Origin of the sequence: Rahnella contaminans (genome assembly GCF_011065485.1) — a bacterium.
In the GTDB taxonomy this organism is placed as follows: Bacteria; Pseudomonadota; Gammaproteobacteria; order Enterobacterales; family Enterobacteriaceae; genus Rahnella; species Rahnella contaminans.
Genome location: NZ_JAADJS010000003.1, coordinates 212,842 through 226,944 on the forward strand (window position 1 = coordinate 212,842; position 14,103 = coordinate 226,944).

The 14,103-nt window shown below is 54.8% G+C and carries 9 protein-coding genes; 1 reads left to right on the plus strand and 8 read right to left on the minus strand.

The genetic code is table 11. The features are described 5' to 3' along the window. Positions 1–8 precede the first annotated feature (8 nt). The gene (locus GW579_RS15730; RefSeq protein ID WP_165060548.1) at positions 9–779 is read left to right on the plus strand and encodes an ABC transporter ATP-binding protein; all 771 of its coding nucleotides are present in this window, start codon (positions 9–11) and stop codon (positions 777–779) included. Positions 780–814: 35 nt separating this feature from the next. Here GW579_RS15730 and tssG read toward each other — a convergent pair whose 3' ends face one another. Genes tssG through GW579_RS15770 form a run of 8 tightly spaced genes read right to left on the minus strand, consistent with a single transcriptional unit; the run spans position 815 to position 13,867 of the window. Beyond that, positions 815–1,903 carry a type VI secretion system baseplate subunit TssG gene (gene tssG, locus GW579_RS15735; RefSeq protein WP_420821545.1) on the minus strand — a complete coding sequence of 363 codons (1,089 nt, stop codon included), beginning with the start codon at positions 1,901–1,903 and terminating at the stop codon, positions 815–817. Continuing rightward, the gene (tssF, locus tag GW579_RS15740; RefSeq protein WP_165060012.1) at positions 1,867–3,642 is read right to left on the minus strand and encodes a type VI secretion system baseplate subunit TssF; all 1,776 of its coding nucleotides are present in this window, start codon (positions 3,640–3,642) and stop codon (positions 1,867–1,869) included. Before tssF ends, tssG begins: the two co-directional genes overlap by 37 nt. A 13-nt stretch (positions 3,643–3,655) precedes the next feature. Next, positions 3,656–6,754 carry an ImcF-related family protein gene (locus GW579_RS15745; protein ID WP_165060016.1) on the minus strand — a complete coding sequence of 1,033 codons (3,099 nt, stop codon included), beginning with the start codon at positions 6,752–6,754 and terminating at the stop codon, positions 3,656–3,658. A gap of 2 nt (positions 6,755–6,756) precedes the next feature. Continuing rightward, a complete protein-coding gene (locus GW579_RS15750) occupies positions 6,757–8,196 on the minus strand; it encodes a hypothetical protein (protein WP_165060019.1) in 1,440 nt (479 codons plus the stop codon). After that, on the minus strand, positions 8,196–8,453 hold the full coding sequence (locus GW579_RS15755) for a PAAR domain-containing protein (protein WP_152326648.1): 258 nt from the start codon (positions 8,451–8,453) through the stop codon (positions 8,196–8,198). Before GW579_RS15755 ends, GW579_RS15750 begins: the two co-directional genes overlap by 1 nt. Beyond that, entirely contained in the window at positions 8,450–10,477 is a 2,028-nt protein-coding gene (locus GW579_RS15760; RefSeq protein WP_165060022.1) for a T6SS effector phospholipase Tle3 domain-containing protein, read from the minus strand. Before GW579_RS15760 ends, GW579_RS15755 begins: the two co-directional genes overlap by 4 nt. A 3-nt stretch (positions 10,478–10,480) precedes the next feature. Next, positions 10,481–11,347 carry a T6SS immunity protein Tli3 family protein gene (locus tag GW579_RS15765; RefSeq protein WP_165060025.1) on the minus strand — a complete coding sequence of 289 codons (867 nt, stop codon included), beginning with the start codon at positions 11,345–11,347 and terminating at the stop codon, positions 10,481–10,483. Positions 11,348–11,365: 18 nt separating this feature from the next. Then, entirely contained in the window at positions 11,366–13,867 is a 2,502-nt protein-coding gene (locus tag GW579_RS15770) for a type VI secretion system Vgr family protein (RefSeq protein WP_165060028.1), read from the minus strand. Positions 13,868–14,103: the final 236 nt, after the last annotated feature.

A 14,103-nucleotide genomic window follows, 5' to 3' on the forward strand; every position in this document is an offset into this window, starting at 1 on the left:
CTAAAACCATGATTGATGTGCGCAACCTGAACCTGACGTTTGGCGAAGGTGCGAAAACCACGCAGGTGCTGACGGATGTGAATATCGCCGTGCGCGAAGGCGAGATTTTCGGGCTGGTGGGCGAATCCGGTTCCGGTAAAACCACGGTACTGAAATGTCTGGCGGGGTTGTTTACCCACTGGAAGGGCGAACTGGCAATCGACGGCCAGCAGCTCGAACATCGTATCGGGCGTGACCGCTGCCGTCTGGTGCAAATGGTGTTTCAGGATCCGTACGGTTCGCTGCATCCGCGTCACACTGTCGGCGATATTCTGGAAGAGCCGCTGCAAATCCACCGTATCGACCAGCGGGATCAGCGCATTAATACCATTCTGGAAAAAGTCGGCCTTAACCGCGCCTTCCGCAGCCGCTATCCGCACCAGCTTTCCGGCGGACAGCGCCAGCGCGTGGCGATTGCGCGGGCGCTTATCCTCAAACCGCGTGTACTGTTGCTCGATGAACCGACCTCCGCGCTGGATGTGTCAGTTCAGGCGGAAATCCTCAATTTGCTGTTCGATCTTCAAAAAGAGGAAGGGCTGACGTACCTGATGGTGACGCATGATTTGGGCGTTATCGCGCATCTCTGCCAGCGCGTAGCGGTGATGCAATACGGCAAAATCCTCGAAATGCTGGAAACCGAGGCCCTGCTGCGAGGCGACATTCACGACGACTATACCCGCGTTTTGGTAGACGCCAGCCGCGATTACAGCCGCGAAATGGCGGCGAAAGTGATGCTGTAGAGAGGGGGAAGTTCACCTGAAGGGAGGCCGCTGTATTACATACGGGACAGCGGCCGTCCCGGTTTTTTATCCCTGATCCGCCCCAGTTTCATCGTCACCTCTTTGGGCATGTTATCCAGATTATCTTCCCTCAACCCCATCACCACGTTATAGCCCGCCATCAGCATAGGGTCACCCAGTCGCGGAAGCGGTGCGAGCTTCATCGGGATAGTCAGCGTCAGGCTGGCATCGTAATCACAGCCCAGATAAACGCGCAGCAGGGTAAACACGTCCTCCCGCAACTGACCACCGGGCAGCCAGCCTTTAGCCTCTGCCGCGTCTTCGGTAAACATTTCTACGCCGATGCAGTAGTTAGCGTCCGAGGTTTCACTGCCGAGAACCAGATGATTGCCAAGGCGTTGCTGAGCTGTGAAAGAAAACATCGCCTGCTTACCGGCGGGCATTCGCGTGACCTTGTGCGGTTTCACGGTGACCTGCGTGTGGGGTGCCTGCGTTTTTATCACGCTGACAATACCTTCCGCCGTGCGGGTGGTTCTGACCAGCGGTTGCAGTAACGCCAGTAATCGCGAGGCGGGCACGTCGCCGCTGTCGGTGATGCCGGTCAGTGCCATCAGGCTGCGCGACGTTTTGTCGGTACCGCCGTTCTCAAAGGTGGCGGGATAGCTGTATTTTCGCCAGATACGGTAAAACTGCGTCATCATCCGGTGGTTGAAGATGTCTGAGAAGGCTTCCAGCGCTTCATGGCCTTCGCGCTTTTGGGCAATGTCATCGATGTAGCGGGTCGGCAGCGGCGAGTCCACGCCGTACAGCCCCATAAACGTGGTGCGCACCGTCGGCGGGGCGTCCGGTCGTCCCGGATCCGTTTCTACTGCTTTCAGCTCGCTGACCGGGAATCCCATTCCGGGGTGCGGACGAAAACGCACGGGGTCGTCTTTCGGCGAGAAGGTGCTGCCGATCGGCTTGTTATCTGAGAGCTGTTTCTCCAGCAGCTGGCAGAAACGGTAGAAGTTAAAGGCGTGCGCCCGGTCGTTGCCGTCCTTGTCCCGCCAGAATTCGCTCAGCCGCTTTTCGTTATCATCCGTCGTCATCAGAATAAAATCCGTTTCAAGCGCCTTTCCGGCCATGCCCATTGAGTCCCGGACTGACTGAGCGTCACAGTCAGTTGCGTGAAGCGGCGGATATCGGCGTACTGGGTGTAAAACTGTTCGAGAACTTCACAAAACAGCAAAGCATCACCCTGACCGCAGAACTGATGTTCATCCAGCGTCACGCGGATGGCCACGCCGTGCCAGCCTTCGGCGGGATAGTGAGACGGTGCGTATTCAACATGCGTGATGCCCGCAATGCGGCGGGCGTTGTCCGGGTCGTTTGTCCAGTCCAGCAGGCTGAGCGCGTGACGCAGCGTATCGATTTCCATCAGACCGGCGATGGCCTGCGGATGCAGCAGCGACAGCACCTGCCACTGATAGAGTTCAGCGGTCGGCGGGTAATGCGGCATGGAGGGACGCGTGCGGGTCGCACACTTCAGCTCAAGATTACTCAGGGACGTCTCGCCGTCGAAAACACTTTCCTGTAACGTCATGCGCGGCCAGGCACCGTTGGTGCAGGTCATGTTCAGGCGCATCTTCAGGCCGTTTTGCTCCTCGTGGGTACGTCCCCCGAGCATTAAAATAGTCTCGTTGAGTCCGGACGTTCCGCGGTACATGCGGGTATGGTAATAGCGATCGGGCCAGTTCCTGGCGTATTTCAACATCCCACCTTTCTGGCGAAACTGGCTGTAGGGCACGTAGCTGAACTCAGTGTTGTCCTCAGTCACTTCCGCGACGTCATTGACCGCGTAGATTTCGGTATGGCCGTCGCTGAGCCGGTGCGGCCGAAGGCGGTAATCGCTGACCGCGGTGGTCACGGACAGCGGCTGAGCCAGCAGGCGGAACAGGTTAATCACCGGCACGCAGTGCATGCGGATGGCGTCCGGCGGTACGGCCAGATCGTTCGGCCAGCGTTCGCTGAGCGTCACCTCGATATCAAAGGAGGTGGTGTCAGACGGGAAGGTCAGGGTCTCCAGCCCGCGCAGCTGCATATAGAAATAGCGCTCGGGCGAAGAGAAATACTCCAGCCACGGGCGCACTTCGCCGCACAGCGCCGGGCTGTCGCTCTCCGGCCAAAGCGAGGCGTCGTTTTCTGCCTGCCAGCGCGGCAAAAACTGCACGTCCACCGGCGTCAGCTCTGTCGACGCCTGCCAGAACCGCACGTTCACCCGCTTTACCTGACGGCTGAGAGCCAGATACAGCGCAGACTGCAGCACGCGATCGCCGTTGAGATACAGGCTGATGTTTTGCCAGTCGGCGCGGCGGATTTCAGTGAGGGCGGGCAGGGTAAAGCGCAGTTTCAGCGCCTGCTGGCCTTCCGGAAGGGTAAACAACGATACCGTTTCGAGCGCAAAAGGATGCACCTTCAGGTCGCGGGTCGTGCGGTAGATGTAGCGCTGACGATCATTGCCCAGCGGCAGGGTCAACAGTTCACTTTCAGCGGGCAACACCCCTTCGCGCACGTGCAGCTCCGGCGCGGTCGGTGTCAGTTCGACAATCGCCGTGGAGGGCAGCGTGCGGTTGATCACCGGCAGCAGGTGCGAGAGCAGCGGCTCAGTCAGTTCGGGGATGTCATCGTCAATCTTCTGCCGCAGCTTCGCCATCATCAGCGAAAAGCCCTGAAACAGCCGTTCGACCGAGTCATCGCGCGGTACCGGACTGCCGTCCAGACCTAACGCGCGTCCCAGTTCCGGGAACTCTTTCGCAAACTCCAGCCCGGCTTCCTTCAGGTAGCGCATTTCGCCGTCAAAATATTTTAAGAAATCGTCTTCCATGTCGGTGCCTGCGTTATCGGAAAATCGTGGTGGGTAATCTGAAACCATCAAGTTTCAGCAGGCTGACCGGATCGTTACCGGCGATAAAGGCCAGGCGGTAATTGAGCGGCAGGCCGTCACCGGCGGTCCAGACCACCTGATAATGTGTGTTGTCCACCGGCGTAATTTTGGCCTTCTTCAGCAGCCGGTAAAATGCCCAGGTGCCAGGCGTATCAAAATAGAGCCGCGCACCGGCACGGACGCTGGCCCACACCAGCGATGCACCGGGATAGTACGTGTCGCCCGGCCACTGAATGTCCTGCCATAACGGCATCTGGTTGAAGTACAACAGCTTCTGGCCATCGATGCTCAGTTCGGTCTGCACCACGTCTCTGGCCGTGCCCGCCTGCAGTTTGAAACGAAATCCCCAGCCCGTATCGTTAAGCGCGTGACCTAAGCGGTCGAGCTGGTTCAGCTTGCTGAGAAAAGCGGCGTTCACCGTCAGCCCCGGCGGCAGTTTGCCGGCCTTCTGCCAGCGGTTGTCTTTATACTCCAGCACACCATTCAGATGTTCGCGGATGAAACCGGCAATCAGGCCGGTCTGCGGGTTGATAAAATCGTTCAGCGCCGCCAGTGACGCGTCTTTCGGACTGTCGCTGAACGGGAAGGTGTTATCGAATTCTTTATGCCATGCTGTGACAATTTCCTGCTGCCACTGCGCATCCATCCCTTTGACGCCGGTGGTCATCACACCTTTCCATGTCTGGCTGAGCGGTGCCAAAAACAGCGCCTGTGCCATCGGTTGCCAGCCGCTGCCCAGTTGAATACGCAGACGGGTGGGTAATTCAGATACCTGGTTATCGATTTGCGTACCGCGAAATACCGACTGCGAGAGTGCCGCCGTGCCGCCGGTGGCCGCGGACAGGTTGCGCATCTTGTCGCGCAGTGCCGCTGTTTGTGACCGCCAGGCAGACAGTGTAATACCGTTCCCTTTACCGGTTCCGGTCGCCATCGAGACGATGCCGCCAAACACCGGCTGCAGGGCAGGATCCAGCTCACTGCGTCGTGCGTTCGGACTGCCGGCCAGTCCCTGCCAGGCCAGCTGTTTCATCAGCGCTATCTGTGGCGACCGGCTGACGTCAGAAGCCAGTCCCAGCTGTTCTGCCGGATTAGCCGCCGGATGTGCCTTCAGCTGGTTAAGCGTTTTCTGCCACGCGGTGCCGTATTCGGCAAAATAGCGCGCCGTTAACCGTTCACCCAGTGCGGCGGGGGAGAGTGACGCTTCCACCTGATGCCCCGGCTCTGCCAGAACCCAGCCGATCTGTTCCTGCCGCTGCGTGACCAGTGCGGTAATTTCCGGCGCGATTGCACCTTCATACGCCTGGCGGGTAAAGCTGCCCGGTACGTCGGTGTCGAGGGTAAACATTCCGCCCGAGTCCTGACCGTCAAGCAGCTGCGTCAGCGACAAATCCGCGAAATTGCGGGATGTGCGGTAAATCAGGGCGGCATAGAGCTTGTGCTCTGCGTCCGCGCCGCTCATGGCGTTCAGCAGGGCCGACCGCGCCTGCGTGACCGCCGCAATGTCAGGTCGGATTTTCCAGTCAGGGTGCCGGGCAAACTGCGCGCCCAGAAAAGCGATATCCTGAGGCGCGATGTTTTCCAACAACGGCGTCAGCTGCTGCGCAAAATAGCGCTGCGCCTCTGCGCCGGTAGTTTTGTCGGGCTGGGCCAGCATCAGGTAGGTTTTCAGGACATCGTAGGACGGCGTGGGTGATATCAGTTCCGCAATCAGCTGCCGCTGCGCCGGTTGAACGATAAGCCGATGGGCCAGCGCCGAGTATTGCGGCCAGAGCGCGGGAAGCAGAGAATCCGTGACGTCCAGACCAAAACGGCGGTACATCGGCGTGCCCTGTTCCTGCTGAGCCAGTAAGGATTGCACCCTCTGTCGCAACGAAGACAAGACGGCAGGCGAGGGCGAGGTTTTCGCCTGTTGTACCTGCTCCGCACTGCCGGTCACCAGCCGGTAATTGCTGATGCCGGATACGATTGCACCGATGGCCAATACCATTATCGCGGTCGCGGCGCTCCAGTTCGCCACTGTTCGCGCCGTTACCCCAACCGGACGACCAGCGCGGCGATGAATACCCGCAGACAACTCCCGCCAGACCGGAGAGTCCGCGCGTTCATGCGGGCTGTACGCCCGTAGCGCCAGCGCCGGTGAAAACGCCACGCCGTACAAAGGCAGCGGACGATAGCTGTGAAGAAGCGGTTTGAATGCCTCTGTCCAGCCGGTCAGGCGGGCTTTTAAATCACTGGCCAGTTGCAGCAAAAACGCATGGCTCAGGTTTCCGCTGATTTGTGCCATGCCCTGTGCGCGAAGTTCGGGGAGCAGTGAATCGAAAGAAGACGATAAAGACTCCGGCGTCAGCCTTTTGTTCCCGAACACCCCTACCAGCTGCACCGGCCGTTCGGGTTGCGGCCAGGTCATTTCGCGCCGGTCCAGCAGATACACCGGCAGCTCCCAGCGCAGCCGGTGGCGGACGATTTCATAACCACGAAGCACGGAATCAGCCTGCGCCGCCTGGGTATATTGCGCCTCATGGCTGACCCAAATCAGCGCATCGGCAGGAGCATTGGAGCGCAGACGGCGTAACACCTGAAGGTCTGCCGGGTTGCCGCCTGTCGCAAGTGACCCACCCCACAACAGCAGGGTCTTGCCAACGGTCATCCAGCCAGATTCTGTCAGCCCCGGAGCAATTGATTCGACATCATTCACTTCACCCATCACCAGCAGCCAGGGGAGTTTGCGCTTCCAGCGCAGACCATAGCGATGCCGGAGGACAGATTTTAACCGGCCAACATCAATGGACGCCTGAATTGGTCGCTCTAATTCTAAACCCGCCGGGGCGACTTTAGGACGCACAGGAACCCTCCAGCTGGCCGATGTGGTGACGAGGGTAAATGACAGGGCAATAAGCGTGACAATCAGCGTGATGACCAGAACGGCCATTAAAATGTCGGAGTCCTTTGCGGACGAAGAAAACACGCCGTATTGCCGGAACACACTGATAATCGCGACTGCAACGGCCAGCAGCAGGAACAGTATTCCCAGTGGCTTAATGAATTTCTTCACAATCAGCTTCCTTGCTGCGCAGAACGGATAAAGTGCGGCTCAAGCAGGCGATTTAACACGATCCGCAGGCCCACGGCGCTGCCAGTCATTGTGACAACCAGTGTCAGGATCAGCGTGATCGCGCCCCAGAAAGAAAACAGCCAGTCCGGGAAGGCATTGCCGAGGGACCAGAACAACACCAGATTGAACAGTAGTGAAGCGACCAGGCATCCGGCAGGGTAGACATCGCGGGGTAACTGGCTGTGATAGTCAGTCTGAAACGGCGCTTGATCCCCGACAACGACTGCCCAGGCTGACTCTTCTGTGGTGGTCAATACCCACTGGCTGCCCTGACCGCGCTTAATCATATCAGCGGCGGCGCCGATCATCAGCCAGCCTGAAAGTGACCCATACATCCCGCAGCCTTTGTCGAAATCCAGCTGCCCGCCCATAGGGGCTTCTTTGCGCAGCGGTAATTTCACGTCATGAACAACGGCATTGAGCTTCTGACGCAGGATGTCGGTCAGCCCGGAGAACCACAGCAGGCGAAGAGACTCTGCCGGCTGCTGAGTCATGTCTCGCAGTTCCAGCAAATCTTCGGGCAGTTTTTTAAGATTTAACGGCATGGCTCTGAAGAGCTGCGGGGCATTTTGCAGGGTATCTGGTCTAAGCAAGTCGGCGGGGGAGAGCAGCAGGCCAGTCGCTATTTCGCTGAGAGGCTTTTCATCCACACCGTCGTAATACTGCATCGCAATAACGAGACAGGGCGCGTGTGCGTCTAAGCAGGTTCCCACAGTTTCCAGAGACGCCTGCGGGCGAACAGGGTTTACCTGTAACGAGTATCCGGGATAAAGCGTTTGCCAGAGCTCTTCGAGGTAGAGAACGTGTGTTTCCGTCACCTCCGTTTGCGTCTGCACATAGAATTTGAATGTTACCTGTTTTGGCAGATTCAGCGCTTTAATGGCGTCTTCAAACGACGTCAGGATATGGCGGCAGATGATTTCAAAACGATAAATACCCGGCGGCGCATCGTCCTCAGGAAACAGCAACACGGCAGGCTCCTCGTTATCGCCTTCTGGACGGGAGAGGCCAGCAACCTGCGGATATAAATGCTGACGGGTGGTGAAGTTCACGCTATCAACAATATGCAGATGCTGATGTGTCCAGTTTTGCCACGCAGCGTTGGTGTTTGCCTGCCAGTGCGTCCAACTGTAATACATCAGCGCTCCGGCCTCCCATATCAGGAGATAAAGCGACAGGCACGACAGGATCCCAACCAATGTGAAGCCAGTCAGCGGCAGATAATGACCTGAAGACAACGGATACAACCCGGTTGATGGCGTGTCAAGCACGACCCAGACTAAAGCCAGTGCAAAAGCCGTCATGAAGATAAACACGCATACCCACGGTGACCACGCAGGAGGCTTTTGCTGAGATTCAGCCTGAGGAACTGACCAGCCCATTATTCGAACCCTGCATCAGGGAAGCGGGCATACACCACGGATCCGCATTCGGTTTTACAGCCCTGTACTACAATGCCTTTCCCTTGTTCTTCATAACCCGGCTCACATTCGATAATGCGGTTCGGGCCGTGTTCAGGGCAACTCACGCTGTCGTGTAGCAACGCCGCATTTTTACCTTCGATTTCAAACGTCGATGAAGCAGAAATCACAGCGCCGCCGTGGGATGTTTTATCTCCAAGAACTACGACATTTTTCATGCGAGTTCTCCCTGCGTTTTCTGTGCCCGGACTAACGCGATATTGTCAGCCTCGGCTTTTTTCACCGCCGCGTCATAACGTAGCTGTGCATCAGCGTCCACGTCTTTACGGATAATGGGTGGCAACGGAGGTGGCGTGAAAGTGCCTGTTTGGTAGTAATTATCTGAGCCAATATGTGTCCAGTCAGCCATATCGCGTAACATCTGCATCTGGGTTTCATTTTGCCCGATATTACAGAATCCGATCGGTAAGTCGTAGGCCATTACTTGCTGAAGGAACAGCGGGTTCTGGGGTAAATCACTGTGGTCGGCAGGCCGGGAAATATATTGACCTATACGCGAGCGCATTTGCTCAACGCTTTCCCTGTCAACATTACGTTTATCATAGGGAGAGCCAGAGCCTGGCGGGACGGGGAAGGTTTTACGCTCATTGAAGCCATAGAGCTTGATGTAATATTTGTAGGTATTGTCGTTGGGCTTCCCTGTTTCCGGATCATTGGTGCTCCAGCTATAACCATAACTGTCGTAGTTTTTATCACCCAGGTAGATTTTATGCGCTGCTTTATCGGCGGGTAATTCTTCAATATGTTTACGGTCTTTATCAAAATCAGCCAACTGCTCCGCAGTAATGGGCTGGGGGACCTGTTCGGCATTGATGTATAGCTTTTGGTTTGGGTCCGGATTAGGCCATGCCTGGCGGCTAAACAAAGTATCATTGCTGTCCCAGAATTTTTTACCGCCATTCGGTTTCCAGTCCCTGCTCATATCTGGCAACGTACCGAACGGCGTTTGCAGATTCGGTGCTTCGCCACAAGCCATATTACGGGCGAGCATGCGCACAAAAAGTGAGTTTTTCGGCACCATCGCAAAAACAGGGTGCGGCTGGGTATAGTTGCTGGCTTTCGTATTGGGAAGCCCTTGCCAGCCAATACTCAATAAGGGTGACGACCCCATTACCCGGTCATGTGGGCTGCAATAAATATATGTGCGTCCGTGATTGTCCCGCTCAGGAACATCCGGATTGGAGGTTTTCCCATCCGGTTGCCAGTTTTCACCCGCACCATCAAGACCGCAAACGAGTTTTTTCGGGTTGGCGTTCTTAAGCCGGTCCTTATTTTCAGCCACCTTTCCGACTATATCAGCAAAGGTGACGCGTCTCGCAGCGTCAGAAATACATTCGGCTAATGGGTAGGAGAGATAATCCATCCCCTTACTTTCCAGGCAGAGCGGGGAATTCATCACAAAAAGCGCATCGGGCGCGGCGCCCTCCATTGCGGCCGCTGCGGTGGCGATCATGGTGCCCTGGCTGTGAGATATAACGGTGACGGTATCCGTCGGGCTGAGTTCGCGGATCTTTCTCACCAAATTAGCCAGTCGCTCGGCCGCATGCGAGTAATATTCACGCGGTGGTGCATTTGCCAAAAGGCGATCTGTTTCTTCATTGATAAACTGCGTACTAAATGGGATTGGAATTTTTTTGACCCATTTACTGAAGCCGTATTTGCTCCACAACGAATACAGTGAAGTGCAGCCGTTCTGGAAAGGGCCTCCGCCCCAGAAAAATCGGTTATTACTTTTCTTAATCTGTTCATCACTGAGGTCGGTATAGCTATCGCCTTTTGCAGTTCTCAGAGGGATGACGAAATCATTTTCTTTGCCGGATTGTGCTCTGTATCCCCAGTAAAAACGGATGACAGGAGATCTGCCCTTCTGAGTTATTTTTACTGGAAATGTATTATCTTCATTGTATGTATTAGGTGTTAAAGTAAATTGAGGATCTTTCAGACCAAGACGTTGATTAAGACCTGCACAAAGATTTTCTTCTGCTGTTTTGTACCATTCGCCTTCTGAGTTAACGCCATGAACAAAAATAACCAGGCCTGGAAGTTGGGTACCTTTTCTTATCTCCCCTCGAACACCAACACTTTGGGGGCTCATCGTACTTCTGGCTTGTTGAATACCATTAGCAGTGGTTTCGCTATTCAGTAAACGAGTAGGCTGATCGTTTTGATAGGCTTCAGACATAGGTCATCCTTGATTTTTAAGCTGAGTAGGGAGTCGTGTGGAGTTGCAGGTAAATTGAGTTGTGCTGTGAGGGGATAGCATCAATTTTGGAATTGTATCTTGGGGAATATTATCTCTTATATTATAATATAAAGTACTTACCTTATTGCCCAACTCAGAAATTTTTTCATTCGTATATGAATACTTGGATGATAATAAACTTCCATTTACATCCAAAAGATTACTTTTATCTAAAGCATCATCAGGTATTCCCATTGCCAGTAGTTTTTTATAGAAAATTTCATTAATTAATATTTCTCTTGGTTGTATAAAAGTGCCATCGGTATTATTTGTGTATTTATTAGCGTTGTAATTGATGCTCTTAATGTATATGGCATCATCAGAAATAACGATTGTGTAATCTTTAGATGCTGAGCGATCACTAGCACCAAATTTAATATCCCTAAATGTTTTCCCACCATCATTACTGGCTGACAATATACTATAGGCACAGCCTCTGAGGGGATCACCGCAAGCATCGTTATCACCACTCACTAATGGAATTGCCAGCATGTTGTCGTTTTTAGCTGCCCAAATAAACTTGCCTCTGTAGTTCATCGTTCCCTTGGAAAGGAACCAGAGCTTAGTTTTTATCTTCTTGTTATCATTGTGATAATAAATTGACCCATCATCACAATTCGAATAATCCTCCAGCGTGAGATAGCGATTTTTATCGATACGATAAATCACCTGAGGCGGGTTATGGATGGGTAGTACTGCCAGTTTTTCTGGCTGCATTGATGTTTGCACCGGAGGGGGTGTCACGGCACAGCCATTAAGGCTGGTCAGCGAAAATATTAATACACCTGAGAGTAATATCAGCTTTTTCATATTCTGTCCTTGAAGTCCTTATTCGCCATCCAGTAACGAAATGACCATATCCTGCGCGGCTTGTGATTTAGTGAGAGAGGTCAGGCCTTTTTCATCGGTCAGTCCTTCAATGACCTGCCCATCATCCAGTGTGATTTTATATTTCTGAGAAGCCAGTGGCTTGCCGTTGAGCGGATGAGTAACCACAAACCCCTCATTAAACTGCTCCGGCTCAAATGATTTCATCGCACTCTGCATGCTCGCTGCGCCTTGTTTGACGATGCCGCCATTTTTCACCAAGAGTTTCCCCGGCCCGCCAATCTCAACGTTCCCGCCTTTCAGCTTGATGTAGGCGCCGCCGCAGATCAGAACCAGCTCGTCCTGTGCTGTCACCGTCATCTTTTTTCCGCTGGCAATATGCGTATCGTCCGTTGACCAGGTGGTGAATTTCCCGCCCTGCGCCTGAACGTCGATGTCACCTTTGGCGGCAAACATTTTGGTTCCCTGACGGCTGTAGAGGCTGATTTGTTCTCCGGCTGCCACCGTGAATTTCTTCGTCGCGCCGATATCCACCTGTTTACCGGCGGTCAGCGTCAGGCTGTCTTGCGCGTACAGTTGCATGCTGTCCCCGCTGACAATACCGACGCCTTTTGGGGCGCTTAAAAGTAAAACGGCTTGCTGAAGTTTGTCGAGTTTCTGCTGAAGCAAGGTTTGTTGACGGTCAATATCAGCGGCTAATGCCTGCGCCTGTTGCGCGCTGGCCGACAGGCTCTGCATTTCCACCATCGCACTGGAAAGAAGTGCTTTGGCCTGTTGCATGTCCAGTTGCTGACCTGCGGCGGAAGCCTGCACATCGGCGGAAATAAACACCCCCTTACCACCGCGAACGGCCACCCAGTCGTCGGTACGCAGCTCGGCACCGTGGCCACGGTCTTTGCGCTTGTCATCGACCAGCGCACCGAGGTTCAGCTGGCTTTTACCGCTGGCCGGTGTCGAAAGCTTGATGTGCTCTTTCCCACGCGTATCGTCCAGTCGCAGCTTGTTATTGGCCGGAGTGCGGATAACGTTCCGCTTGTAGTTCGGTAATGCCACATGATCCGGGTGCGTTGAATCATGCAGCGCACAGGCGATATAAGGGCGGTCAACGTCGCCGTTCTCAAACGCAATCGCCACGCCGGTGGAATCCAGCAGCGGCATATGGAAGCCGTAGGTATCACCGGAATAGGGTTTAGCCAGGCGCAGCCAGCAGCTCTCGAAGCCTTTCTGCCATTCGGTGCGGTCGAAGCCGAACTGCGCGCGGTACAAACCGTCGGCGTTGATGTGGGCGTAAGGTTCATCCGGATGCGCGCTGGAGATGCGGGCGGGCAGCGTGCCGGTGACGGTCGGCCACGGCAGCAAGGCAGGGCGGTACGGATGTTGGGTATTACGCGGAACGGCGGTGAAGGTGACAAAATACGCCGTATCGCGGGCGACGTTTTTAGACTCAGTGGAGACAATCAGCAGGCCGTCCGGCGCTTCCGGCCAGTCTTTACCGGGCGTGGTGATGACCATCCCCGGACGCAGCGTCATGCAGTTAGATTTGCCCTCGAACGTGACTTGTTCGCTGAGGTAGCGCTCCTGACGGCGTCTGGCGTACCACATCCCCTGTCCGGGCTCGGTGCTGTATTCCTTGCCCGGCTCAGGATAGTACTCACCCCAGCGGTAATCTTCGGCCACCAGCGCAGGGTAATCCGGACTGGTCTCCGTCGTGCCAGTCATATCGCTTTGCGCAGCAGGGTAATAGTCGTCGTTGACCGTTACTGCCTTCGGAATGGCCTTGCGGCTGACCGACATCTCCCAGACCGATTCCATTCCGCCGTCGAACATGCCCGCCGGGTTGCGGAACGGGATAGCGACCGGCTCCGGCCAGGCGTAAGAATGGTCTGCCAGCACCATGACGTCGCAGTTGTTCTCTTCATCGTATTCGAAGAAGTACGAGATGCCGCTGTCGGCCAGGCGTCGCGCAATGTGCGCATATTCACTTTCACCAAACTGCATCATGAATTTTTTCAGCGGGTACTGATCATTGAGCGCAAACCGAAAATCCAGGCGGTCCATGTTGTAACGCAGGAAGGTGTTTTCGGTCATGCTGATGACGCTGTCGTTCTGGTAAATCGCGTTATTGCTGCCCTGATTTAACCGGGTGACGCGGTGTTCCAGTGTGGCGACGTAGCGGGTCTCATCGGCGGAGGTGCTGCACTGACGAAACTGTGTAATAACGCCGGGAATAATACGCGGTTTAACGGACTCCCACGGTTTACCGTCGGGATACATCAGGAACAGCGCGGAATAGTTGATGATGTGCTGGGCGGGGATGTCTTTCACCGCGCTGGTGAACTCAATCTCATAGCGCAGGATATCGCTGATGGCCTCGCTGCCGCTGAACTTGAGCACCGATATATCGACGCCGGGCTGCTGAGATTCCAGCCGTTTAAGTTTTAACTGGTAGTGGTTATGGATCGGTAATTTACTGCCTGCAAGAATGTAATCCTGAATGCTCATTGCTTAATTCCCTTTATCCAACGGCCAACCTGAATACAGACTGTGTCTGCTTCAGGTCATCGCGGTGTCATTATCCATTGCACGACGTCTTGCCCCTTTGAAACCGAGGCCTTGACCTGACTTAAGTCAAATTATCATTGTGCGAGTTTACTCATAAACGTTCTGAATTGAAGTGTTATTTGTCCAGTTTTCAGAAATTGCGAGGGGAGAAGAATTTCATCATGCCATGTGCAGAC